The 24,242-nt window shown below is 72.8% G+C and carries 13 protein-coding genes; 5 read left to right on the top strand and 8 right to left on the bottom strand.

From position 1 onward, the window contains the following. Nucleotides 1-5: 5 nt before the first annotated feature. From IF19_RS0104460 to IF19_RS0104440, 5 genes are read right to left on the bottom strand one after another with little or no spacing between them, the layout of a single operon-like run. Nucleotides 6-1,061 carry an MDR family NADP-dependent oxidoreductase gene (locus IF19_RS0104460; RefSeq protein ID WP_030118151.1) on the bottom strand — a complete coding sequence of 352 codons (1,056 nt, stop codon included), beginning with the start codon at nt 1,059-1,061 and terminating at the stop codon, nt 6-8. Next, complete coding sequence (locus IF19_RS0104455) at nt 1,058-2,779, bottom strand: phytoene desaturase family protein (RefSeq protein WP_030118150.1); 1,722 nt, start codon at nt 2,777-2,779, stop codon at nt 1,058-1,060. The genes IF19_RS0104460 and IF19_RS0104455 overlap by 4 nt, the downstream gene beginning before the upstream one ends. After that, nucleotides 2,776-4,458 carry a phytoene desaturase family protein gene (locus tag IF19_RS0104450; RefSeq protein ID WP_030121479.1) on the bottom strand — a complete coding sequence of 561 codons (1,683 nt, stop codon included), beginning with the start codon at nt 4,456-4,458 and terminating at the stop codon, nt 2,776-2,778. The genes IF19_RS0104455 and IF19_RS0104450 overlap by 4 nt, the downstream gene beginning before the upstream one ends. Next, the gene (locus IF19_RS0104445) at nt 4,448-13,933 is read right to left on the bottom strand and encodes a non-ribosomal peptide synthetase/type I polyketide synthase (RefSeq protein ID WP_030275985.1); all 9,486 of its coding nucleotides are present in this window, start codon (nt 13,931-13,933) and stop codon (nt 4,448-4,450) included. Before IF19_RS0104445 ends, IF19_RS0104450 begins: the two co-directional genes overlap by 11 nt. Nucleotides 13,934-13,973: 40 nt before the next feature. Further along, entirely contained in the window at nt 13,974-14,918 is a 945-nt protein-coding gene (locus tag IF19_RS0104440; protein WP_030118143.1) for a sterol desaturase family protein, read from the bottom strand. A gap of 722 nt (nt 14,919-15,640) precedes the next feature. Between IF19_RS0104440 and IF19_RS0104435 the strand changes: the two genes are divergently transcribed. Then, nucleotides 15,641-16,849 (top strand): cysteine desulfurase-like protein, encoded by a 1,209-nt coding sequence (locus IF19_RS0104435; RefSeq protein WP_030118142.1) that lies wholly within the window; start codon nt 15,641-15,643, stop codon nt 16,847-16,849. A 131-nt stretch (nt 16,850-16,980) separates the two neighbouring features. On the opposite strand, the gene IF19_RS0104430 is transcribed toward IF19_RS0104435, so the two are convergent. After that, nucleotides 16,981-17,946, bottom strand: coding sequence for a MerR family transcriptional regulator (locus IF19_RS0104430; protein ID WP_030275983.1), 966 nt, complete (start codon nt 17,944-17,946; stop codon nt 16,981-16,983). 212 nt (nt 17,947-18,158) lie between these two features. Here IF19_RS0104430 and IF19_RS0104425 point away from each other — a divergent pair, with 212 nt between their 5' ends. Continuing rightward, nucleotides 18,159-18,683, top strand: coding sequence for a DUF4383 domain-containing protein (locus tag IF19_RS0104425; protein ID WP_030118139.1), 525 nt, complete (start codon nt 18,159-18,161; stop codon nt 18,681-18,683). Nucleotides 18,684-18,890: 207 nt separating this feature from the next. Here IF19_RS0104425 and IF19_RS0104420 read toward each other — a convergent pair whose 3' ends face one another. After that, the gene (locus tag IF19_RS0104420; RefSeq protein ID WP_030118138.1) at nt 18,891-19,730 is read right to left on the bottom strand and encodes a DUF1206 domain-containing protein; all 840 of its coding nucleotides are present in this window, start codon (nt 19,728-19,730) and stop codon (nt 18,891-18,893) included. A gap of 220 nt (nt 19,731-19,950) precedes the next feature. Between IF19_RS0104420 and IF19_RS0104415 the strand changes: the two genes are divergently transcribed. From IF19_RS0104415 to IF19_RS0104405, 3 genes are all read left to right on the top strand, one after another. Continuing rightward, entirely contained in the window at nt 19,951-20,532 is a 582-nt protein-coding gene (locus IF19_RS0104415; protein WP_030118137.1) for a fasciclin domain-containing protein, read from the top strand. Nucleotides 20,533-20,731: 199 nt separating this feature from the next. After that, complete coding sequence (locus IF19_RS0104410) at nt 20,732-21,232, top strand: MarR family winged helix-turn-helix transcriptional regulator (protein WP_030118136.1); 501 nt, start codon at nt 20,732-20,734, stop codon at nt 21,230-21,232. Between the two features lie 144 nt (nt 21,233-21,376). Further along, complete coding sequence (locus tag IF19_RS0104405; RefSeq protein ID WP_030121487.1) at nt 21,377-23,506, top strand: MMPL family transporter; 2,130 nt, start codon at nt 21,377-21,379, stop codon at nt 23,504-23,506. Between the two features lie 90 nt (nt 23,507-23,596). Here the strand turns inward: IF19_RS0104405 and IF19_RS0104400 are convergent, their stop codons facing one another. After that, the gene (locus IF19_RS0104400; protein WP_030118133.1) at nt 23,597-24,124 is read right to left on the bottom strand and encodes a DoxX family protein; all 528 of its coding nucleotides are present in this window, start codon (nt 24,122-24,124) and stop codon (nt 23,597-23,599) included. Nucleotides 24,125-24,242 lie beyond the last annotated feature (118 nt).

The raw sequence follows: 24,242 nt of genomic DNA, 5'->3' as shown, positions 1-24,242 counted from the left end.
GGCGCTCAGAGTTCGACGAGCACCTTGCCCCGGTTGGCCGCCCGGTCGTCGTAGAGGCTGCCGTACGCGGCGGGGATGCTGTCGAATCCGCGGTGGACGGTGTGGTCGAAGGTGATCTCGCCGCGCCGGACGCGGCCGCCGAGTTCGGTGTGGAGGCTCTGCCAGTTCTCCTCGGTGAACCACTCCAGGGAGAAGATGCCGCGGACGGTGGCGCGCGGGAACATCAGATACGGCAGGAGCCGGGGGCCGGTGGTCTCGTTGCCGACCTGGGTCGCCCACTGCCAGCACACCGCCACCTGGCTGCCGACGTTGAGCAGGGGGAAGACGGCGTCGGTGACGGGGCCGCCGAGGTTGTCGAAGTACCGGTCGACGCCGTCCGGGGCGGCCCGCACCAGCGCCTCGCGCACGGTGTCGGTGTCGTCACCGTGGCGGTAGACGACCACCGCGTCGAAGCCCAGCCCGGTGAGGTAGTCCGCCTTGTCCGGGGAGGAGGTGGTGCCGACGACCCGGGCCCCGGCGAGTGCGGCGAGCTGGCCGACCAGGGCTCCCACCGCCCCCGAGGCCCCGCTGACGACGAGAGTCTCGCCCGGGCTGACCGTCATGTACTTGGAGAGGGTCCCCCACGCGGTCATGCCGGGGCCGCCCATGACGCTGAGGGCGGTCGGCAGGGGCAGCGCGTCGTCGTACCAGCCGGGGTCGAGCCTGCGGTAGGCCGGGAAGACCATGGGGAACGTGCCGGTCTGCCAGAGTGCGGGCGCGCCGGTCGAGACGACGTGGGTGCGCCAGCCGCCGAAGCCCTGCACGAGATCGCCGACGCGGTGGGCGGCGCGCGGGCCGGCCCGCACCACCTCCATGATCGAGTCGGCGCCCATGTGTCCGCCGAGGGGGGTGTCGAGGGCGATGCCCTGGAGGTAGGGGTCGACGGAGACGTACAGGGTGCGCAGCAGCATCTCGTCCGGGGCCAGGGTGACGTCGACGTTCTCGACGACCTTCTCGTAGACGCGGTCCACGTCGGGAACGCCCTCGACGTGTTCGCGGACCACCCATTTCGCGATCTTCATGACTTCCTCTCCGGGGGTGTTGCGGGACGGACGGGCACCGGGATGACCCGGTGGGTCGGTGGCGGTGCGGTGAGGTCGAGGGAGGCGGTGAAGGGCTTGCCGTCGTCGCGGCAGACGAACTGCATGACGTGGCGGCCGGCCGCGGCGGCCCGGATGAGGCCGCCGGTGGTGGCCCAGACGCCGGACTGGTAGAAGTTCTCCAGGCCGGGCAGGCCGGGCCCGTGCTTCTTGACCAGCTCCTCCAGCCTCTCCCCGCTCTCGACGAAGGGCTGCCAGCCCAGCACGGTCCCGTCGTAGTTGCCGGTGTAGCGGACCTGGGTCAGGGGGCTGGAGACGTCGCGGACGACGATCGCGTCCCGCAGCCCGGGGTGGCGCTCCTCCAGGAAGCCGATGAGGGCTTCGCGGGCCCGCCGTTTCGCCGCGTAGTAGCCGCGTCCGTGGCGTACCGGCAGGGTGTGCAGCTTCTGTCCGCCCCGGGTGCGGGTGACCTGTTCGGGGCCCTCGTCCAGGGCGCGCCAGGGGGCGATGTCGCAGAAGTAGGTGGCGTAGACGACGGTGGTGCCGTCCGGGGACAGCTCGGGGTAGTGCCGACTGCGGAACTGGACGTTGACGCTGGAGTGCCGGATGCCGGTCAGCTCGGCCGCCATCGCCTCGTCGATGAGGTGGGTCGTGCAGGGGTCGCCCTCGGGGAAGGGCCGGGAGAGGCCGAGGAAGAGGGTGAAGTAGCCGGGGAAGACCATCCCGGGCTCGTGGATGGTCTCGGTGTAGAGCTTGCGGTAGTCCTCGCCCAGGTACCGGCCGTCCAGGAACTTCATGGTGGTGGTGTAGCCGTCGCAGGCCGACACGACGATGTCGGCGCGCAGCTCCCCGCCGTCGCTGAGCCGGACGCCGACCGCCCGGTCGTTCTCGACGATCACCGACTCCACCTTCGTGTTGTACGAGACCTCGCCGCCGAGCCGGCGGTAGCGGGCCTCGATGGACTCGGCGAGGCCGAGCGAGCCGCCCTCGGGGACGCCGGCGGAGAGGTTGGCGTGCGAGGCGAGCTGGAAGTGGAAGGGGAGCACGGGGAAGGCCGGGTGCTTCTCGTACAGGATGAAGTTGAACGCCTCCCGCAGCAGCGGGTCCGTGAACTTCTGCGAGAAGTCGCTCATCAGGACGGTGATCGTGGTGCGGACCGCGTTGACGTACGGGAGGAAGGAGGCGAGCATCCGCCAGCGCTCCACGCGCCCCATCAGCCCGACGGGCTTGAGGAAGGGGTAGACCGCCAGCGCCTTGCGGAAGCTGCGCAGCTGACGGCAGAACTTCCGTACGAGGGGGGCGTCGGCGGGCGAGATGTCGATGAGGTGCGCTTCGAGCCGGTCCGGATCGGAGTAGAAGTGGACCGCCCGGCCGTCCGTGCCCCGCACGATGTTGAAGACGTCGAAGTGGCGGATCTCCTTGCCCTGCAGAGCGCCGAGCTCCAGCCAGATCTGGTGCATCTCGTTGCCGGGGCCGCTGCCGAGGAGCCAGCTCACGCAGGCGTCCAGGGTGAAGCCGCCGCGTTCCCAGGCGGTACAGCAGCCGCCGGGGAGTTCGTGCATCTCCAGGACGCGGGTGCGGTAGCCGTTCATCTGGGCGTAGCAGCCGGTGGAGAGCCCGCCGAGCCCGGCGCCGATGATGATCATCGTCTCCCGGGGGCGGGCGCCGTCCGGCCGGGAAGGGGTGCCGCGACCGCTCATGAGCCCTTCCTCTCCCGGGCGGACCACCGGTCGAGCTGGGGCAGGCGTCCCAGTTTCCCCGGATGCCAGGGCTCGGTCCCGCCGCTCTCCCAGGCCCGGAATTCCAGGCCGAGTTCACGGCAGAGGTACTGGACGGCGAAGCGGCCGGTGGAGGCGGCGCGGATCAGGCCGCCCATGCCGACCCACTGCCCCGCCATGGAGAAGCCGCTGAGGCCGGGCAGGCGCATGCGGTCCCTGCCGACCAGGCGGGCGGCGACGTCGTCGGCGTCGGAGAACGCCTTCCAGGCGAGGATGGAGCCGTTGAGGTTGCCCGTGTAGCGGTGGGTGGTGGCGGGGGTGGCGACCTCGACGATGTCGATGCGCTCGGCGATGCCGGGGCTTCGCCGCTCCAGGAAGTCCCGCACGAAGTCGGCGACTTCCCGTTTGCGGCGGCGGTACTGCTTGCGGTCCCTGGCCCGCAGGTTCTTCCAGTGGGCGTAGTCGCTGAAGTAGGTGCAGTGCAGGACGGAGTGGCCCGGCGGCGCGAAGCCGTCGGAGTAGCGGGAGCGGGCCTGGACGACGAGGCTGTCCTGCAGGGCGCCGGGGAGGTGGGCGGCGTCGTCCGGGTGCAGGAGGTGGGTGGTGCTGTGCGCCTCGCCGGGGTCCAGGTCGCCGCGCAGGCCGACGAAGGCCGAGACGACGGCGGGGAACAGGGTGCCGGGGCGGTGCAGGAGGTCCGTGTAGAGCTTGTCGATGCGGGGTCCGGTGTAGCGGCCGCCGAGCAGCCCGTAGACGGTGGTGTGGCCGTCGCAGGCGGAGACCACGTGTTCGGCGAAGTACTTCTTCCCGTTGCGGAGTTCGATGCCGATCGCCCGGTCGTCCTCGATGAGGATCCGCTCGGTGCGGGCCCGGTAGGTGATCGTGCCGCCGAGCCCCCGGTAGCGCTCCTCGATCGACCGGGAGAGCCCGAGCGAACCGCCCTGCGGGAAGCCCGCGTTGCCGTGGTGGGCGGCCGCCATGTTGAAGAGGTACGGGAGCAGCGGGAAGCCCTCCGGGTCCTGGAAGAAGATGTTGCGGAACGCCGCGCGCAGCAGCGGGTCCTGGAACTTGTCGGCGAAGGCGTGCATCGGGGTGGCGGCGGTCCGCCAGAACAGCCGGAACGCCGGCAGCACCGTGCGCAGGGTCTGTGCCCGCTCCCGTGCGGTCCGCAGCGCGGGCGCGGTCAGGAACGGGTACAGCTCGATGTCGATGAACCGCCGCAGGTCGCGGGTGAAGGCCCGGATGAGCGGGGCGTCGGCCGGTGAGATGTCCAGGAGGTGGGCCTCCAGGCGGTCGGGGTCGTTGTAGAAGACCACCGACCTGCCGGAGGCGTCCTCGACCTTGTTGAACAGCTCGAAGTTGGTCGTCGACTTGCCGTCCAGCGCGCCGAGTTCGGCCCAGACCTGGTGGGCGTCGTTGCCGGGGGCGGTGCCGATGAGCCATTCGATGCAGTAGTCGAAGAGGTAGCCGTCGCGCGACCAGGCGGTGCAGCAGCCGCCGGGCAGCACGTGCTTCTCGAAGATCCGGGTCCTGGCACCGCTCATCTGCGCGTAGCAGCCGGTGGAGAGGCCGGCCACGCCCGCGCCGACGACGATGACGCGGGGCGGGGTGCCCGGGGCGCGCTCCCGGGTGGTCCAGTCGGTGGAGTCGTCATCCGGCATGGGACGCCTCCCCCCTCAGGGTGGCGCGCACCAGCTCGGCGTTGCGGGCGAGGTGCTTGGCGTCCAGCATGTCGGCGTGGACGCCGGAGCCGCGCAGGACGGCGGTGGCGCCGGTGGAGCTGCCGTGCCAGGTGCCGTGCTCCCCCGCGGCGTAGAGGGCGGCCTTCTCCTCGTCGGTGATGACGGTGACCTCGGCGGCGACGGTCCCGGTGTTGGGGGTGCGTCCGCAGAACGCGAGGTACTCGGAGGCGTGGGCGAGGGTCTCGCGGGTGACGGCTTCGGACCCGGTGTGTTTGCGTACGTGCTCGGCGAGTTCGGCCTCGAAGGCGGCGATGCCGGAGGCGTCGGGTTCGTAGGCGGTGAGGATGCGGCGGGAGTCGATGATGACGACGTGGGCGACCGTGCGGCCGCGCCGCTCCAGCTCCTTGGCGGTCTCGAAGGCGAGGTTGCCGCCGAGGGAGTAGCCGAGGAGCAGGTACGGGCCCTCAGGCCGGGCCGCTTCGATGAGGTCGGCGTACCGGGCGGTCTTGTCGTCGCCGGGGAGGTAGTTGAAGCCGATGACGGAGAGGTCGGGGAGGTGGGCGGCCAGCCCGCGGTAGACGAGCCCGTGGCCGCCGGCGGGCGGGAAGCAGAAGAGCGCGGGGTCCTGGCCGGCGTTGAAGGTGAGGCTGGGCAGTTCCTCGGCGCTCGCCCCGAGGAGGACGTCCTCGACGGTGGCGGCCATTCCGTGCAGGGTGGTGACCTGGTAGAGCCTGCTGACGGGGACGCCGACGCCGAACTCGGTGCGCAGGTGGTGGAGGAGTTCGATGAGCTTGATCGAGCTGCCGCCGAGTTCGAAGAAGTCGTCCTCCAGGCCGATCTGTTCGCGGCCCAGGAGCGTCTTCCAGTGGCGGGCGAGGCTGGTCTCGTAGAGCGTGACGGGTTCTTCGTGGGGCCGGTCGCCGGCCTCGGCGCGGGGTGCGGGCAGGGCGGCGGTGTCGACCTTGCCGTTGGCGGTCAGCGGCAGGGCGGGCAGCTCGGTGAAGTGGGAGGGGATCATGTACGAGGGCAGGGAGCGGGCGAGGTGGCGGCGCAGGGCCCGGACGTCCAGGGCGGCGCCGGTCTCCGGTACGCAGTAGGCGCAGAGGGCCGGTTCGCCTCCGGTGTCGGTGCGCACGGTGACGACGGCGCGGGCGAGCGGGGGCCACTGGGCGAGGTGGGCCTCGATCTCGCCGATCTCGATGCGGTGGCCGCGCAGTTTGACCTGGCCGTCGGTGCGGCCGAGCAGGTGGACCCGGCCGTGGGCGTCCCAGCGGGCGATGTCGCCGGTGCGGTAGAGCCGCTCCGGGCGGGCGTCCGCCGCGGTGGAGAGCGTACGGGTCACGAAGCGTTCGTCGGTCTGCCCGGGGTCTCCGGCGTAGCCGAGGGCGACGCCGTCGCCGCCGATCCAGAGTTCGCCGGGCACCCCGGGCGGGACGGGTTCTCCGTGGGCGTCCAGGACGTGGAGGGTGCTGTTGGGCAGGGGGCGGCCGATCGGGACCATCGCGCCGGGTTCGAGGTCGTCGGCGGGCCCTTCGAAGAAGGCGCTGTCGATGGTGGCCTCGGTGAGGCCGTAGGAGTTGACGAGCCGGGTGGCGGGTCCGCACAGCTCTGCCAGCCGGCGGTACTCCCCCACGCTCCAGGCGTCCGAGCCGACCACCAGCAGCCGCAGGAAGTCCAGTCGCAGTCCGTCCCGTTCGCAGTGGTCCATCAGACCGCGTACGACGGCGGGGACGAACTCCGCGCAGTCGACGCGTTCCTGACGCATCGTGCGGTAGAGCCGGGTGGTGTCGAAGAGGAGGTCGCGGTCGGCCAGGACGAGCGTGCCGCCCGAGCAGAGGGCGCGCACCAGGTCGCCGGTGAACACGTCGAAGGACGGTTCGGCCATCTGAAGGTGCGTCCGCACGTCGCTCTCCAGCCGGTACGCCTGCCGCCATGCCTCGTACGCGGAGGCGAGGTTGCGGTGGCTGACGCGGACGGCCTTGGGGCGGCCGGTGGAGCCCGAGGTGGTGATGATGTAGGCGGGGGCCTCCGGGGCGGTCGCCGGGGGCGCGCCGTCCGGACGGGGCGTGGTGGCCGCGAGGGCGGTGGGGGTGAGCGTCGGGGCGGACAGGGCCGCCGTCTGCTCGGGCCCGGCGTCGTCCGCGACGAGGACGAGTGCCGCGCCGGTGGCCGACACGAGGTGCGCGAGGCGGTCGGCGGGCTGGCCGGGGCGGAGCGGGAGGTAGGCCGCGCCGGTCTTGAGGACGCCGAGCAGGGCGACGATCAGCTCGGGGGACTTCTCCAGGCACAGGACGACCACCGAGCCCTCGCCGATGCCGTGGGCCCGCAGCCGGGCCGCGGTGTCGTCGGCCCGCCGGTCCAGCTCCTCGTAGGTCAGCCGGTACGCCTCGCCGTGCGGCGACGGCATGACGACGGCGGTGGCCGAGGGGTGCTCGGCGGCCGTCCGGGCGATGAGGGTGTGCACCGGGACGAACGGGTGGCCCTCCCGGTGACCGGCGGACTCCGGGGCCGGGGACGCCGGCAGGGCCGGGCGGCTCCACTCCCCCACGAGTCGCTCGCGTTCCTGCTCGCCGAGCATCTCCAGGCGGGAGGCGGGCTGCTCGCCCGGGGCGCGGGTCATCCGGTCGAGGAGGCGGGTGTAGTGGTCGGCCATGCGGCGCATGGTCTCGGGGAGGAAGAGGTCGGTGTTGTACTTGAACACGCAGTGGAAGCGGCCTTCGGCCTCGTCCTCGTAGGCGGACAGGGTTATGTCGAACTGCCCCTCCTCCTCCGGCAGTTCGATGTACTCCAGCCGGTAGCCGTACTGCTCGGTGGCCACCTTGTGGGTGAGGAGGATGAACATCGCCTGGAAGACGGCGGAGCGGCTCGGGTCGTGCTGGAGGCCCAGCTCCTCGACGAGGAGGACGAAGGGGTACTCCTGGTTGTCCAGGCCGCCGAGCACGGTCCGGCGGACCTGCTGGAGCAGTTCCGCGACGGTCGGGTCGTCGGACAGGTCGGCGTGCAGCGGCAGCGGGTTGACGAAGTACCCGTAGACGGAGGAGAGGTCCTGGCGGGTGCGGCCGGTCACCGGGCTGCCGACGACGAGGTGGTCCTGTCCGGAGTAGCGGTGCAGCAGGAGGTAGTAGGCGCTCAGCAGCACCATGAACGGGGTGACGCCGTGGGCGCGGGCCAGGGTGTGGACGCGGGCGCTCAGCGCGTCGTCCAGGACGAAGAACTCGGAGGCCCCGTTGTGGGTCTGGACCGCCGGGCGCGGTTTGTCGACCGGGAGGTCGAGCAGCGGGACCTCGGCCGGCAGGTGCGAGCGCCAGTAGTCGAGCATGGCCGCGGCCTCGGGTCCGGCGAGGAAGGCGTTCTGCTGGTTGAGGAAGTCGAGGTAGCGGGCCTCGACGGGCGGGAGCCCGGGCTCCCGGTTGCGCCGCAACGCCTCGTAGACGCTCAGCAGTTCCTCGATGAAGGTGAACGTGGAGATGGCGTCGGAGACGATGTGGTGGACGGCCTTCATGATGATCCAGCGGTCCGGGCCCCGCTTGAAGAGGCGGAAGCGGACCAGGGGGTCGTGGGCGAGGTCGTAGGGCTTGCGGTACTCCTGGACGATCGTCGCGTGGATGGTCTCCCAGTCCTCGCCCTGGACGTCGAAGAGGGCGAGGTCGTTCGGGGCGTCCTCGGAGACCCGCTGGACGGCCTGCCCGTCCACCAGGTGGAAGGTCGTGCGCAGCGCGGGGTGGCGGGCGATGAGCCGGCGGACGGCCTCGAACATCAAGTCGGGTTCGAGGGCGACGTTCACCTCGACGGCCCCGCCGATGTTGTACGCGTACCCGTCGGGGTTGAGGTGCTTGAGGAACCAGAGCGCCTTCTGGTTCTGCGTGAGCGGGTACTCGCGCTCGTCGGTGTGGAGTTCGACCGCGTCGGCCGCGACGCTGCCGTCCGCCGAGGCCAGGGCGGCGAGGCCGTCGTGGAGCTGGGCGGCGAGTTCTCCCGCGGGGGTGCCGCTGAGCAGGGCCACCACGGGGAGCGCGACGCCGAGTTCGGCGTGGACGCGGGCCCGCAGCTCCATGGCGAGGAGGGAGTCGAGCCCGAGGTCGCCGAGGCCGGTGGCGGGGTCGATGCGGTCGGCGCCGGTCCGCAGTACGGCGGCCGAGAGCGCGGCGAACCGTTCGGCGACGAGGGTACGGCGGGCTTCTTCGCCGGCGGCGCGGAACGTGTCGAGGAAGCCGTTGCCGGACGCGGCGTCTGCGGGCGGGGCGGCGGCTGCCGCGAGTTCGGCGACCAGGGGCGGCGGGGACGGGTACCAGGCGAGGAAGACGGGCCAGTCCACGACGGTGGCGACGACCAGTTGGGCGTGGTCCTGGCCGATGACGCGCTCCAGGACGGCCATGCCCGCCTCCGGGGAGAGCGAGCTCATCCCCCGGCTGTGCAGGTAGTGGTCGACCAGGCCGAGTTCCTCGATCATGCCGGTGGCCCAGGGCCCCCAGTCGAGGCTGAGCGCGGGCAGCCCCCGGGCGCGGCGGTGGTGGGCGAGGGCGTCGAGGAAGGCGTTGCCCGCGGCGTAGTTGGTCTGGCCCGCGGTGGTCAGCAGGGAGGCGATCGAGGCGAAGAGGACGAAGTGGTCGAGGGGTTCGTCCCTCAGGTGCCGGTGCAGGAGGAGGGCGCCGACGGTCTTGGGGTCGTGGACGGAGTCGAACGCGGCCCGGTCGAGATCGGCGACGAGGGTGTCGCGGACCTGGCCCGCGAGGTGGAACACCCCGCGTACGGGCGGCGCACCGCTGCGCCGGTGGGCGTCGAGCCAGGCGGCCAGGGCGTCCTCGTCGGTGATGTCGAACGTGGCCGGGACGGGCTGTGCGCCGAGCGCCTCCAGCTCGCGGAGCAGGGCCACGGCGCGGCCCTCGGCGGTGGCGGGGTCGGCGCCCGCCCACTTCTCGCGGGCCGGCACGGGGGTGCGGCCGATCAGGACGATCCGGCGGGCGCCCCGGCGTACGAGGGTGCGGCACAGCAGCCGGCCGAGTGCGCCGAACGCGCCGGTGACCAGGTAGGTCCCGTCGGGCCGCAGGCGCGGGGGCAGGGGGCGGGTCAGGTTCTCGGCGGGGCGGAGGCGGCTGGTGCGGCGGACCCCGTCGCGCAGCGCGATCTCGGCCTCGTCGTCGCTCAGCGCCTCGGCGAGCAGGGCCGCGGCCTCGGCGCGGTCTTCGTCGGGGCCGGGCCGGCGCCCGGGGTCGAGGTCGATGAGCTTGCCGGGGTGGCCGGTCAGCTCCTGGTGGCGCAGGACCCGGCCGATGCCCCAGGCGGGCGCTCCGAGAGGTTCGGGCCCTTCGCCGGGCAGGGCGGACTGGGCGCCTCGGGTGACGATGTGGAGGCGGCCTTCCGCGCCCCGGGCGGCGAGCAGCCGGGCGAGGGCGATCAGGGAGTAGGCGCCCGCGCCGGTGTGGTCGCGCAGGGCGGGCCGGTCGCAGTCGGCGAGGGCGGGCGCGTCGAGGTTCCACAGGTGCAGGACGGTTCCGTGGAAGGGCCCGGCGTCCCGGTCGAGGTCCGCGAACAGGCGGCGCAGGTCGGCGTCGGACGCGGGGTCGACGGTGTACGTGCCGCCGTCGCCGGAGGCGGTGTAGGCCGCTCCCGTACGGACCAGGCGGCAGCGTTCGCCGCGGGCGCGGGCCAGGGCGGCGAAGGCGTCGGCCGTGCCTCCGGCGTCGGCGAGGAGCAGCCAGTCGTGGGCGGGTGCGGTGGCGGCCGGGGGCCTGGAGCCCGCCCCTTCCGCGTGGCCCGGGCCCGCGTCCCGTACGGCGGCGGCGTCCTCCGCGGTGAGTGGCGGGGCGGCGTCCTCCGTGGCGAGTGACGGGCAGTCGGTCCAGACGGGTTCGGCCAGCCAGGAGTCGATCGTGGTGCGGGCGACCGCGGTGGCCGCCCGCACCACGTCGGCGGCGCGGAAGCCCTGGACGTGGCCGAGCGGGGAGCCGTCGTCGGCGTAGAGCGCGATGTCGCCGAGGGTGGTGTCCGCGTCGGCGGTGCGCAGGGTGGCGTGCGCCCAGAACGACTGGTCCCCGATGGGGTCGAGGGCGACCTCGTCCAGGGAGAGCGGCAGCCTGATGCCGGCGCCGGGGGCGGGGCCGTCGAGGATCAGCGGGGTGAGGAGGGTCTGGAAGCAGGCGTCGAGGAGGACGGGGTGGAGGTGGTGGCCGGCCGCGCCACCGTCGATCGCCCGGGGCGGGCTGATGCGGGCGAGGACTTCGCCGTCGCCGATCCAGACCTCGTCGACGGCCTGGAAGGCGGGGCCGTAGTGGTAGCCGAGGGCGGCGAGCGCGGTGTAGCAGTCGGGCCCCGCGAGGTGGCGGAGGGACCTGGCCCGGATCGCCGGGGCGTCCAGCGGACCGGTGGTGCGGCGGCGCTGTCCGGAGCGGACGATTCCGGCCGCGTGCACCACTCGTTCGCCGTCCTCGCCGGTCGGGGAGGCGATGGTGAACGCGGCGTTCTCCGGGGAGAGCGACACCTCGACCGTGCGGTCCTCGCCGTCGGGCAGGAAGAGCGCCTTGCGCAGGTCGATGTCGGCGAGGACGGCGGTGGTGCCGCCGGTGAGCCGCAGGACGGCCTGGGCGGCCATCTCCAGATAGCCGGCGGCGGGGAAGACCACGGTGTCCTGGATGCGGTGGTCCGCGAGGTACGGCAGGTCCTCGGTGCCCAGGCGGGCCAGCCAGGTGGGTGCGGTGGCGTCGGTGCGGCGACCGAGGAGCGGGTGGTCGCGGCGGCCGAGGCGGACCTGGGCGACGGGGCCGGGCTCCGTCCAGTGGCGGTCGCGCCGGAAGGGGTGACGGGGCAGGGTGACCGGCCGGCCGGCGGGGTGCAGCAGATCCCAGTCGACGGGGACGCCCAGGGTGTGGAGTGAGCCGAGCGAGGCGGCGAAGCGTTCGCTCTCGTTCTCGCGGCGGCGGATGGAGGGCAGGGTGAGCCCGGGCGTGGCGGCGGCGTCGAGGGATTCGCGGATGGCGTGGCCGAGGACCGGGTGCGGGCCGATCTCCAGGAAGAGCCGGTGGCCGTCGGCGGCGAGGCGGTCGACCGCCGACCGGAAGCGCACCCGGTCGCGGACGTTCTTCCACCAGTAGGCCGCGTCGAGTTCCTCGCCCCGCGCGGTGCCCTCGACCCCGGTGAGATAGAGCGGGATCCGTGCCGGGCGCGGCTCCAACGGGGCCATCTCGCGCAGAAGTTCGTCCTTGACGCGCTCCATGACGACGCTGTGGTAAGGCACTTCGACGGTGAGGAACTTGGCGAACTGCTGCTCGGCCCGCAACTCCTCGGCCAGCAGGGCGAGTGCCGCCTCGTCCCCGGCCAGCGTGATCGCGGTGGGGCTGTTGACGGCGGCGACGGAGACCCGGTCGGCGTAGGGGCGCACCCGGCGCTCCGCCTCCTCCTCGGACAGGCTGACGGCGAGCATGCCGCCCGTCCCGGCCAGGGTCTGCTGGAGCCGGCTGCGGTGCACGGCGATCCTGGCCGCGTCCCGCAGGGTGTAGACGCCGGCCTCGTGGAAGGCGGCGATCTCCCCGGTGCTGTGGCCGACCACGGCGTCGGGGCGCACCCCGTGGGAGCGCCACAGGGCGGCCAGGCCGATTTGGACGGCGAAGTTCGCGGGCTGGGCGAGCCAGGTCTCGCTCATCCGGGAGACGGACTCGTCGGCGGTCATCTCCTCGACGAGGGACCAGTCGGCGAACTCGCGCATCGCCCGGTCGCAGGCGACGACCGCGTCGCGGAAGACCGGTTCCTCCTCCAGCAGTTGGCGGCCCATGCCCCACCACTGGGGGCCCATCCCGGTGAAGACCCAGGCGAGCTTCCGGTCGGCGGCCTCGCGGGCCCGGCCGTGGACGACCCGGGGGTGGGGCTCGCCCCGCTCGTGGGCGGCCAGCGCCTCGTCGAGGGAGGCGCGGGTGGAGTAGGCGACGGCCAGCCGCTCGGGCAGGTGCTGGCGGCGGTGGGCCAGGGTGTGGCCGAGGTCGTCGAGGGAGACGGCCGGGCCGTCGTCGCCGTCCGCCAGTTCGGCCCGGATGCCGGCCGCCATCTCCGTCAGGGCGTCGGGGTTGCGGGCGCTGAGCGGCAGAACGCTCCAGGCGCGCGCGGCCCCGCCGGCCGCCGGGGAGGCCGGAGCCGGTGAGACCGCCGGCGGGGCCTCCTCCAGGACGACATGGGCGTTGGTGCCGCCGAAGCCGAAGGAGTTGACCCCGGCGCGGGCGGGCCCCTCGTGGTCGGGCCAGGGCACGGCCCGGGTGGGGATCTCGTACGGCAGGGTGGCCGGGTCGATGGCGGGGTTGAGGTTCTCCAGGTTGATGTGGGGCGGGATGGTCCGGTGCTTGAGGCTCAGGACGGTCTTGATCAGCCCGGCGACCCCGGCGGCGGATTCGGTGTGCCCGATGTTCGTCTTGACCGAGCCGACGTAGGCGCGGGCGCCCGGGGCCCGCCCGATGGCCAGGGCGCGGGCCAGGGCGTTGGCCTCGATCGGGTCCCCCACGGGGGTCGAGGTTCCGTGCGCCTCCATGTACTGGAGGTCGCCGGGGGCGATGCCCGCCTCCGCGCAGACCCGGCGGATGAGGTCGACCTGCGCGTCGGGGCTGGGCACGGTGATGCCGTTGGTGTGGCCGTCCTGGTTGACCCCGCTGCCGAGGATCACCGCGTGGATCCGGTCCCCGTCCCGTACGGCGTCCTCCAGCCGCTTCAGCGCGACCAGGCCGACCCCTTCGGCCCGTACGTAGCCGTCGGCGGCGGCGTCGAACGTACGGGAGCGGCCGCCGGGCGACAGGAAGCCGCCCTTCGTCTCGGCCACGGTGTACTGCGGGGCCATGTGCAGCAGCGTCCCGCCGGCCAGCGCGAGGTCGCTCTCACCGCTGTTCAGCGCCTGGCAGGCGAGGTGGACGGCGACCAGGGAGGAGCTGCAGGCGGTGTCGACGGAGAGGCTGGGGCCGCGGAAGTCGAAGCAGTACGAGATCCGGTTGGAGACCATCGTCATCATGGTCCCGGTCGCGGTGTGGGCGGCCAGCGAGGTGAAGCCCAGGTCGGCGAACTGCAGGATCTTGTAGTCCAGGGTGAAGGCGCCGACGTAGACCGCGACGTTGCCGCCGGCGAGGTCGGCGGGGCGCTGGCCGCCGTCCTCCAGCGCCTCCCAGGCCACTTCGAGCAGCTTGCGCTGCTGCGGGTCCATGTGGTCGGCCTCGCGGGGGCTGATGCCGAAGAACGCGGGGTCGAACTCGTCGAAGCCGTCGATGTATCCGCCGCGTCCGCCGACGAGGCGGCCGGGCTTGTCGCGGAACCGGCTGCCGAGCGTGCGGACGTCGTAGCGGTCGGGCGGGGTGGGCGTGATGCAGTCCTTGCCCGCCACCAGGTTCCGCCAGTAGGCGCGGTGGTCCGAGGCGCCGCCGGGCAGGCGGCAGCCCATCCCGATGATCGCCACCTTGTTCCGTGAGGCCCGGTTGTTCACGTCGGCCATGCGAACTCCTAGATCGTCGTGGAGCGTCGGGGGGCGGCGGTCATTCCGGGCGGGTGGTGCCCGGTGCGGGTCGGCGTCGCCAGGGGTGCAGGAGGGCGGCGAGGATCTCGCCGGTGCCGGGGAAGGTCGTGGGGTCGTGGAGGCCGACGGCGGTGGGCTCGCGGCCGGGGTACCAGGTGAAGCTGCCGAAGAGGTGGTCCCAGCAGGACAGGTCGGAGCCGTAGTGGCCGGCTTCGGACAGATCGGTGCTGTGGTGCAGCCGGTGCTGCTCGGGACTGGCCAGGAAGTGGTTCAGCGGCCCGATGCGGACGTCGATGTTGGCGTGGACGAAGTAGCCCTGGGCGGCGACGAAGAGCCCGACCACCAGCACCGCGGGGCGGGAGAACCCGACGAGGGCGAGGGTCAGCTGGACGAGACCCTGGGCCAGGACGATGTCGAGGACGTGGTTGACCCCGTTGTTGGCGACGTTCACCTTCTCCGGGACGTGGTGGATCCCGTGGAACCGCCACAGGAGGGCGTTGCGGTGGCCCAGCCGGTGCACGAGATAGCTGACGAGGGATCCGGCCAGCAGGGCGCCCGGGATCTCGATGCCGAGGTGATGGGTCGGCTCGGCGGGCGAGATCAGGCCGACGCCCACCGCTACGAGGAGCTGTGCCAGTCCGCTTCCGGCCATGGTGATCAGGAACCAGAAGCCGTACCAGCGCCATTCGTCCGTATCCGGGTGCCAGGTCCGGTCGTAAGGAATCAGCCGTTCCAGAAGAGCGAGATAGGAGATGACCCCAACCAGGAAAAGCGGACTGACCCAGGCCGGATCCCATCGCAGGCGTAATGCGGCTCCCGCCACGAGCAGGACCGCCAGCAGAAGAACGGGATAGGCCAGGAAACGGAGGAGGCGAACCGATTGTTCTCCACCTCCGCCTTTTCGGCCAACCGAAAAGGCGGCCGAATGGTTTTCGCCATCGGCGGATGGTTCACGCTCGTTCATCGGTGACCCTCCACGAGAGTTCCTGCCTGGGGGAGAGAGGCCGCCGCATCGCGTCACCGCAGGTCATACCTGTTGGTGAGAGACGATGTCCGGCACGGCGGTCAGGGGCACCACACTGACCGATTCCCGACGCCCGGCTTCGGATCATTCCGGCCGTGACGTGAACCGATGCCCCCCTGACCCCATCGGCCCAGATCATCTATTTCCCGATCGCCAGGCTTTAACCACCACTTGCTCATCAAAATATCCGGACGCTTTCTCCACTCGGCGACGCGTCGGCATATCGCACGGCCGAGGCGCATTCACTGGGCGGGACATTCCTTAGTAGGATTATCCACACAACACAAAACGGCGTATTCACGCACGCCTGGGACTACCTATGAGCGCGGAGGCGCACGCATTTCCCAGGGGCAGTGCGCCCGCGCGAACAGGGCGCGCGAAAAGCGCTCCACCGGAGCTTCGCCAGAACCCTTCGCCGGAGCCCTCCACCGGCCCGACGGCCCCCCGCGGTTCCCCGTCGAGCCGCCCCCGGCCCGCGCCCCCGCTCGCGGGCCGTTCGGACGGCCCCGCTTCCCCGGCCGCGGCCGCTACCCCCGCGCCTTCCGCCGGGCCTCCCGCCCTGCGATGATCGCGGCGAGTCCGGAGCGCGGCCCGGCGCGCCGTCCGGCACCCGGCCCGGTACGCGGTCCGGCAGCGAAGTCCGGCCGAACCGAGGAGCCTCCTTGTCGTACGACGTCCGCGCGGTGCGCGCGCAGTTCCCTTCCCTGCGATCCGGTACCGCCCACTTCGACGGTCCGGGCGGCACCCAGACCCCCGCCTCCGTCGTCGCCGCGATCAGTGCGGCGATGAGCGCACCCCTGTCGATCCGGGGCACGGGGCTGCCCGGCGAGGTCAACGCGGAGGAGATCGTCCTCGGGTTCCGGCAGGCGATGGCGGACCTGCTGGGCGCCGACCCGGGCGGGATCGTCTTCGGCCGCAGCGCCACCCAGCTCACCTTCGACTTCTCGCGCACCCTGGCCCGGGGATGGAGTCCGGGCGACGAGGTGGTGGTCAGCCGGCTGGACCACGACGCCAACATCCGCCCGTGGTTGCGGGCGGCCGAAACGGCAGGGGCGAACGTGCGCATGGCCGACTTCGACCCGGTGACCGGAGAGCTGTCGCCGGAGGCCGTCGCCGCCCACCTCACCGACCGGACCCGGGTGGTCGCGGTGACCGGCGCGTCGAACCTGATCGGGACGCGGCCGGACATCCCGGCCATCGCCGAACTCGTCCACCGGGCCGGGGCGCTGCTCTACGTGGACGGGGTCCATCTCACGGCCCACCACGCGGTGGACGTGGAGCGGCTCGGCGCGGACTTCTTCGTGTGCTCCCCGTACAAGTTCTTCGGCCCCCACCACGGCGTGCTCGCCGCCCGCCCCGAACTGCTCGGCACGCTCCACCCGGACAAGCTGGCCCCGTCCACCGACGCCGTACCGGAGCGCTTCGAACTGGGCACGCTGCCCTACGAGATGATGGCGGGGACCAGTGCGGCGGTGGACTTCATCGCCTCCCTGGGCCCGGACGCCGACGCGGCGGGCACACGCCCCGCGCGGCTGCGGTCGGCGTACGCGGCGATCGACGCCCACGAGAGCGCGCTGCGGGAGCGGGTCGAGCGGGCGGTGGGCGGCCTCGAAGGGGTGACCGTGCGCTCCCGGGCCGCCGAGCGCACCCCCACTCTGCTGCTCACCTTCGAAGGGCGCGATCCCGCCGACGCCTACCGCTTCCTCGCCCGCACCGGGGTGCACGCGCCCGCCGGCTCCTTCTACGCCCTGGAGGCGTCCCGGCACCTGGGGCTCGCCGAGACCGGCGGGCTGCGCGTGGGACTGTCCGCGTACAACGACACGGAGGACGTGGACCGGCTCCTGACGGGGCTCGCGGACTTCCTGCGCTGAGGAGGGCAGGGGCGGAATCCGCCTCACGGAGCCCACGACGCCCTTCCCCGTGGCCGCGCCGCGACGTGCTTCCGGCGGTCGCCCGGCCCCCGCACAGGTTCGCCTGCCACCCGGCCACCGAACGGGTACGCCTATCGGACGGCGGCCCCCGTGGCCAGTACGTCCACGGCGTGGGCGAGCCCGGAGAGGTGCCGGGCCCCCGGCGGCCGTCGCCCGGCCCAGCCCGGCCCGGCGACCAGGACGGCGGGCCGGCGGCGCGCGCCCCGCACGCCCCATTCGACGGCCTCCACCCGGGCCACCGGCGTAGGGCTCGCCGTCTCGGCGGACTGCGCCCAGAGCACCACCGCGTCCGGCCCGGTGCGGCGGACCGCCTCCACCAGCGCCGCGACGGGCAGCGTCGCGCCGAACATGCCGACGGGCAGACCCTGGCGGGTCAGCGTGGCGGCGAGCGCCTCCAGAGCCAGCGAATGGGTCTCGCCGGGCACGCAGGCGAGCAGGGAGAGCCCCGCGCCCGGCACGTGCGGGGGCGGCTGCGCCGACACCCTGCGCAGCGCTCCGGAGACGTGCCACGACAGCAGGTGCTCGACTTCGATGTACCGCTCCCCCGCCGACTCCCACCTGCGCCCCACCGCGTGCAGTACGGGCATGATCACCTCGTCCCACGCGGCGGGCAGGCCGTACCGGTCGAGGGCCGCCGCGAGCAGTTCGTCCATGGCCCGCCCGTCCAGTCGGGCCGCCGCGCGCGCCAGGCCGCGGCAGTCACGGCGGGCCGCGTCCGACGGGGCCCGGCCGGGGGCCCGCCGTGCGGCCGGAGCCGGGACCGGGCCGGACGAGACCGTGCCCGCGAGGACGGTCCGGGCGGCCTCGCCGGGCGGGAGGCCCTCGCTCGTGAGCCGGCACATGGCGCGCAGGACGGTGATGTCGGCGGCGGTCCAGCGGCGGTGCCGGCCGCCCTCCCGCGTCGCCGGGCCGAGGCCGTAGCGACGGTCCCAGGAGCGCAGCGTGGTGGGCGCGACGCCCAGGAGGCGGGCCACCGCGCCGGTGGTCAGGCCGCCTTCCGGCGGGGCCTCCGGAAGCAGCTCGCCTGTCGGATCCATAAATCCACCATACGACGCAAAAACGACGCATGTTGCCCGGTGACCGGTGGAGCGGTTCGCTGAGGGAGAGCGCGTGGCCTGCTGCCTTCGCGCCCGGGGCCGCGTCCGCCCGAGCCATGCGGGCGGCGCTCTCCCGGTCCGTACGGGAGAAACTCCCGTACGGATGCGACCCCCGTACGGACCCCGCGCGTGCGGGATGGAAGGAGACGGTCATGAAACTGAGCGACGAACTCCCCGTCGATCACCGGCTGGCGAAGGTGTACCGGATCGGCGCGGGGCTGTGCGGCGCCATTCTGCTGACCTTCGGCATCCTCGGCTTCACCCAGCAGCTGAGCTTCTTCGACACCAGCGGCGACAGCATCGCCGGGCTGTCCACCAACGGGCTGCTCAGCCTGATCTCGGTGGTCGTCGGCGGGCTGCTGATCGCCGGAGCCTTCGTGGGCGGCAACGTCGCCTCCACCCTCAACATGACGATCGGCACGCTCTTCGTCCTCAGCGGCTTCGTGCACATCTTCATCCTGGACCGGCCCGCGAACATCCTGGACTTCGGTATGCCGAACGTCATCTTCAGCTTCGTGATGGGGCTTCTGATCCTCACGTTCGGGATGTACGGACGGGTGACCGGCGGGCTGCCGCACGACAATCCGTACTGGCGCCGCCGCCACCCGGAGCAGGCCGAGCAGGAGGCCGCGGCGGCCCGCAGGAGCGCGGTGGCGGGCGGCAGGATCGGCGGGTGAACCACCCGGACGCCCGGCGGATCGGCGGGTGAGTCCCCCGGACGCACGAGGGCTCGGCGGCTGACCCGCCGCGCGTAGCGGACCGCGCGCGAGGCAGACCGGCCCCGCACGACACGACGAACCGGCCGCCGGAGCATATGTGCTCCGGCGGCCGGACCCGTTCAGAAACGTCTGTGTACGCCGAGTGGCGGGCGCGTCGGTGCGGTCTCAGACCTTGCGGTAGCGGGCGTTGGCCCAGGAGAACACGCCGAACGCGACGAGCCCGAGGGCGATCACCACCAGCAGCCACGGGCCGGCCGGGGTGTCGGTGAAGGACCGCAGCGTGTCGTCCATGCCCTTCGACTGGTCGGGCTGGTGCTTGACCGCGGCCGCCACGGCGAATCCGCCCGCCGTGGCGAAGACGATGCCGCGCGCCGTACCGCCGAAGACCCCGGTGAAGTCGACCGCCTGACGGACCTTCTTTGACATCTCGGACATCTTCAGGTGCTTCTGGTACTTGCGCATGATCGCGCGGACCGCGATCCAGACGCCCGCACCGGCCACACCGATGCCGCCGATCCCGACGATCCACTGACCGCCGGGCCAGCCGAGGGCCATCGCGGTGACGTCCTGGGACTGCTTGTCGGACGAGCCGCCGCCGCTGCCCGAGTCGCCGGCGGCGAAGGACAGGACGGAGTAGGCGACGAATCCGTAGAAGATGGACCGGCCGGCCGCCATGGCCCGCTTCGTGGGCTTGTGCCCGTCCGGCCCGGCGGAGCCGAAGAGCGCCTCGGACAGCCTCCACAGGGCCATCCCCACCAGGGCGATGCCGAGCACCCACAGCAGGACCTTGCCGAAGGGCTTCTCGGATATCTCGGCGATGGCGCCGCCCCGGTCGGCCTGCTTCCCACCGCCGGACAACGCGATCTGCAGGGCGAGGACGCCCACCAGGACGTAGATCGCGCCCCGGGCGCCGAACCCGGCGCGGGCGCCGACCTCGACCGCCTTGCTGTTCGCGGCTCTTCTGGCGCGACCGCTTCCCTGCGCTGCTACTGAACGGGTATTCATGTCATCCCATTGCCCCGGTGCGGGCATTCGATGTCAGGTCCGGACCGGAACTCCTCTCCCCCGCGGCGCCCGCCGCCACCGGCGTCACGCACGCTCCGCACGGCGGCCCCTTTCGACGCAGAAACGACGCGGCAGGCGCGCCGGGCGAACGCACGTCAGCGTGGAGGGGACAGAGAAGACCATCCCCCGCTCGCCCGGAGGGACATCCGGAGGAGACATCATGACGATCACCCGTCTGCAGCGCACCGCCGCGGCCGCCGCCGCACTCGCCTTCCCCGCCTCCCTGGCGTTCTTCGCTCCGCAGGCCCAGGCGGAAGCGCCCGCCGAACCGTACGGCCCCGCCTGTTCCTCCGTGCCGAAGGAGGGCGCGGGCAGCCTGGAGGGCATGGCGAAGGACCCGGTGGCCACCGCGGCCTCGAACAATCCCGAACTCTCCACCCTCGTCAGCGCGGTGAAGAAGGCGGGTCTGGTCGACACGCTGAACAACGCGAAGGACATCACGGTGTTCGCGCCGACCAACGCCGCGTTCGAGAAGATCCCGAAGGCGGACCTGGACGCGCTGCTCAACAACAAGGCCGAGCTCACCAAGGTGCTGACGTACCACGTGGTGGGCGAGAAGGTCACGACCCAGCAGATGGAGAACGGCACGTTCAAGACGCTGGAGGGCAGCGAACTGACGACGAAGGGCTCGGGCACCGAGTTCACGGTGAACGACTCCTCGAAGATCGTCTGCGGCAACGTACCGACGGCCAACGCCACGGTGAACCTGGTCGACACGGTGCTCATGCCGCCGTCGTCCTGACCCAGGCGCCACCGCCGCCGGTTCGCCGGGACGGCTCCGAGCTGGTCGGCACCGCCGCCGACCGGTTCGGAGCCGTCCCGGTGACGGCCGTGGCGCCACTCGCGGCCGCGGGCCGGGACAGGGACGGCCACCGGTCCGCGCCCGGATCGCGCGCCGGTCCGGGCATGGCCCGCGAGCGGTTGTTCTATACGCTGAGGGCGTGACCAGCGCCGACGACCGAACGCCCCGGAGCCCCGCCTCACCCCCCGAGGCGGGGCTCGCCGACCTCCAGGCGTTCGCGGTGGAGCTGCGCCGGATGAACGGCGAGATCAACCGGATGACCCACGGTTTCGCGGCGCACCAGCATCTGCACCCCACGGACGTGAGCGCGCTCGCCGCCATCCTGGACGCGCCCTCACCCCTCACCCCGGGTGCGCTGCGTGAGCATCTGGGGCTCACGTCGGGCGCGGTGACGGCCTGCCTGGACCGGCTGGAGCGGGCGGGTCACATCCGGCGGGCGCGGGAGAGCGCCGACCGCCGGGTGGTGCACGTGCACTACGAGCCGAGCGCGCGCACCGCCGCCCGCGACTTCTTCATGCCGCTGGCCGAGGCCACGACGCGGGCCAGGGCCCGCTTCAGCGAGGGGGAGCTGACCACCGTCCTGCGCTTCCTCGCCGCGATGAACGAGGAACTCGCGGAGCTGCCCCCGGCGCGTCGCTGACGTTCCGCCCCGCGTGGTGCGTCCATGAAGGGGACGGTTCCACGTGCACCCACCCCCGTGCGGTTCGGCCGACGACCCGTCCCGTAATGTATTTCAACGATTGAGATTGTTAACCGCTGAGATATATCCACCCCCGGGAGACCCATGTCCACCCCCGCACGGCCACTCCGCTGGCTGATCCCCGTCGTGCTGCTGATCGCCTGGCTCGGCGTCGGCGGCGGGCTCGGCCCGTACGCCGGGAAGCTCGGCGAGGTCGCCACCAACGACCAGGCCGCTTTCCTTCCCCAGAACGCCGAGTCCACACAGGTCATCGACGCGCAGAAGGCGTTCCAGCAGAACGAGACCGTCCCCGCCATCGTGGTCTGGACCTCGCAGAAGCGGGACACGCCGGTGGGCGACGAGCAGCGGGAGGCGGCCACCGGGGCCCTCGCCTCGCTCGCCGGGAGCGAGGGCGTCGCAGGGAAGCCCTCGCCCGCCCTCCCCTCCGAGGACGGCCGGGCGCTGCAGGGCATCGTCCAGCTGAGCCCCGACCTCGGGGACGAACTGCCCGCGGTGCTGGAGCGGATCGAGAAGGCGGGCGCCGCCGTGTCCGGCACGACGGTCCAGCTCGCGGGACCGGCGGCCAGCCAGGCCGACCTGTCCGACGCGTTCGCCGGCATCGACGGACTGCTGCTCGGGGTCGCGCTGATCACCGTGCTGGTCATCCTGCTGCTGGTCTACCGCAGTGTGCTGCTGCCCTTCGTCATCATCCTCGGCGCGGTCTTCGCCCTCGGTCTGGCCTGCGCGGTCGTCTACGTCCTCGCCGACCACGACGTCGTACGCGTGGACGGCCAGGTGCAGGGCATCCTGTCGATCCTCGTGATCGGCGCGGCGACGGACTACGCGCTCCTGCTGACCGCCCGGTTCCGGGAGGAACTGGCCGTCCACGGCGACCGGTTCACCGCGATGCGCATCGCGCTGCGCGAGTCCTTCGGACCGATCACCGCGAGCGCGGCGACGGTGGCGGCGGGTCTGCTGGCCCTTCTGCTCAGCGACCTGACCAACAACCGGGCGCTCGGCCCGGTGGGCGCGATCGGCATCGTCTGCTCGGTGCTGAGCGCCCTCACCTTCCTGCCCGCCGCCCTGGTGCTGCTGGGCCGGAAGGCGTACTGGCCGGCGAAGCCCAAGCCCGCGGAGGACCAGGTGTCCGGCGGCCGGGGCGTCTGGCACCGGGTCGCGGCGCTCGTCGACCGGGCTCCCCGCAAGGTGTGGGCGATCACCCTGGCCGCCCTGATCGCCTGTGCCGCGTTCGCCCCCACCCTCACCTCGAAGGGCGTGCCGCTGGACGAGATCTTCGTCAACGACGCGCCGTCCGTGGCCGCCCAGGAGACGCTGAGCGAGCACTTCCCCGGCGGTTCCGGCAACCCGGCGGTGATCATCGCCGCGGCCGACCGGCTCCCCCAGGTCACCGAGGCCGCCGAAGGCACCGAGGGAGTGGCCTCGGTCGCCCCGGTGAGCGCGGGCGGCCGGCCCGGCGGCGAACCCCTCGTCGTGGACGGCCGGGTCCGGATCGACGCGACGCTCAAGGACGCGGCCGACAGCGACGGCGCGAAGGAGGCGGTGGCCGCGCTGCGCACCGCCGTCCACGCGGTCCCCGGGTCGGATGCCCTGGTCGGCGGCTACACCGCCCAGCAGTACGACACCCAGCGGACGGCGGAGGACGACCGCATGCTGATCGTGCCGGTGGTGCTGGCGATCATCCTGGTGATCCTGGTCTTCCTGCTTCGGTCGCTGCTGATGCCGGTGCTGCTCGTGGCGACCGTGGCGCTGAACTTCCTCGCCACCCTCGGCATCTCCGCGCTGGTCTTCACCCATGTGTTCGGCTTCACCGGCACGGACTCGTCGGTTCCGCTGTACGGGTTCGTGTTCCTGGTCGCCCTGGGCGTCGACTACAACATCTTCCTGATGTCCCGGGTCCGCGAGGAGTCGCTGCGGCACGGCACCCGGGAGGGCATCCTGCGGGGGCTCACCACGACCGGCGGGGTCATCACGTCGGCGGGCGTGGTACTGGCGGCCACCTTCGCCGCACTGGGCGTGATCCCGCTGGCGTTCCTGCTCCAGATCGCGTTCATCGTGGCCTTCGGCGTCCTGCTGGACACTCTGGTCGTGCGGTCGCTGCTGGTCCCGGCGCTGGTGCGGGACATCGGGCCGAAGGCGTGGTGGCCCGGGGCGCTGAGCCGGGAGAGCGCCGAGGCCCCGTCAGGTCATGAGTCCGCGGCGTCCGGCACCCGGTAGACACGGCGTCCGGCCGTCCCGCGCGGGTCGCGGGACGGCCGGACGCCTCTTGAGGCCGAGGACGCCGCGGAGGGGCGGGCCGGGCGGCGGTCAGAATTCCTCGACCGCCTGCTCGGCCTGTCCCTTCGCGCGCTTGCCCACCACCGCGGCGGCGGCGACGGCGGCGCCCGCGAAGGACAGGGCGACCACCCAGGGCCGGTCGAAGACGTGGCAGGTGACGTGGTCCACGGAGTACCGGCCGGGGCCGGTCAGCCCGATGGCGGCCGCGGTGAAGCCGAGGAAAGCCGGGTACTCGTAGCCGCCGCCCTGGGCGAAGAAGCCCGCCGGGGCGTGCACGGCCACCGCGCCGGCCATCGCTCCGGCGGCCGCCGCGCCCGCCGCCGGTGTGGCGAGGCCCAGCGCCAGCAGGGCGCCGCCCCCCGCCTCGCCGAGCCCCGCGGCCACCGCGCTGTGCTTGGGCGGATGGAACCCCATCGCCTCCATCGCGGCGGTGGTGCCCTGGATGCCTCCGCCGCCGAACCAGCCGGCCAGCTTCTGGCTGCCGTGGGCGGCGAGGACCGCGCCGGTGCCGACGCGCAGGGCGAGCAGACCGAGATCACGCCGGTTGACGCAGACCATGGGGACTCCCGGATCGAGGGGTGTGCGTGCGGTACGGGTCCCACTCTCGCCGCAGGCCGTGGAGCGGGCGCGGCCGATTACTCCGTACGGGAAGGGAGCCGGGCCCCCCCCGGGCGCC

Source organism: Streptomyces californicus, from assembly GCF_000717645.1.
Lineage (GTDB): Bacteria > Actinomycetota > Actinomycetes > Streptomycetales > Streptomycetaceae > Streptomyces > Streptomyces californicus.
This window is presented reverse-complemented; position numbering and strand designations above follow the sequence as displayed.

Bases quoted from the DNA above. Each gene is read 5' to 3' on its own strand.
- IF19_RS0104460 (WP_030118151.1), bottom strand. From the start codon at position 1,061: ATGAAGATCGCGAAATGGGTGGTCCGCGAACACGTCGAGGGCGTTCCC.
- IF19_RS0104455 (WP_030118150.1), bottom strand. From the start codon at position 2,779: ATGAGCGGTCGCGGCACCCCTTCCCGGCCGGACGGCGCCCGCCCCCGG.
- IF19_RS0104450 (WP_030121479.1), bottom strand. From the start codon at position 4,458: ATGCCGGATGACGACTCCACCGACTGGACCACCCGGGAGCGCGCCCCG.
- IF19_RS0104445 (WP_030275985.1), bottom strand. From the start codon at position 13,933: ATGGCCGACGTGAACAACCGGGCCTCACGGAACAAGGTGGCGATCATC.
- IF19_RS0104440 (WP_030118143.1), bottom strand. From the start codon at position 14,918: ATGAACGAGCGTGAACCATCCGCCGATGGCGAAAACCATTCGGCCGCC.
- IF19_RS0104430 (WP_030275983.1), bottom strand. From the start codon at position 17,946: ATGGATCCGACAGGCGAGCTGCTTCCGGAGGCCCCGCCGGAAGGCGGC.
- IF19_RS0104425 (WP_030118139.1), top strand. From the start codon at position 18,159: ATGAAACTGAGCGACGAACTCCCCGTCGATCACCGGCTGGCGAAGGTG.
- IF19_RS0104420 (WP_030118138.1), bottom strand. From the start codon at position 19,730: ATGAATACCCGTTCAGTAGCAGCGCAGGGAAGCGGTCGCGCCAGAAGA.
- IF19_RS0104415 (WP_030118137.1), top strand. From the start codon at position 19,951: ATGACGATCACCCGTCTGCAGCGCACCGCCGCGGCCGCCGCCGCACTC.
- IF19_RS0104405 (WP_030121487.1), top strand. From the start codon at position 21,377: ATGTCCACCCCCGCACGGCCACTCCGCTGGCTGATCCCCGTCGTGCTG.
- IF19_RS0104400 (WP_030118133.1), bottom strand. From the start codon at position 24,124: ATGGTCTGCGTCAACCGGCGTGATCTCGGTCTGCTCGCCCTGCGCGTC.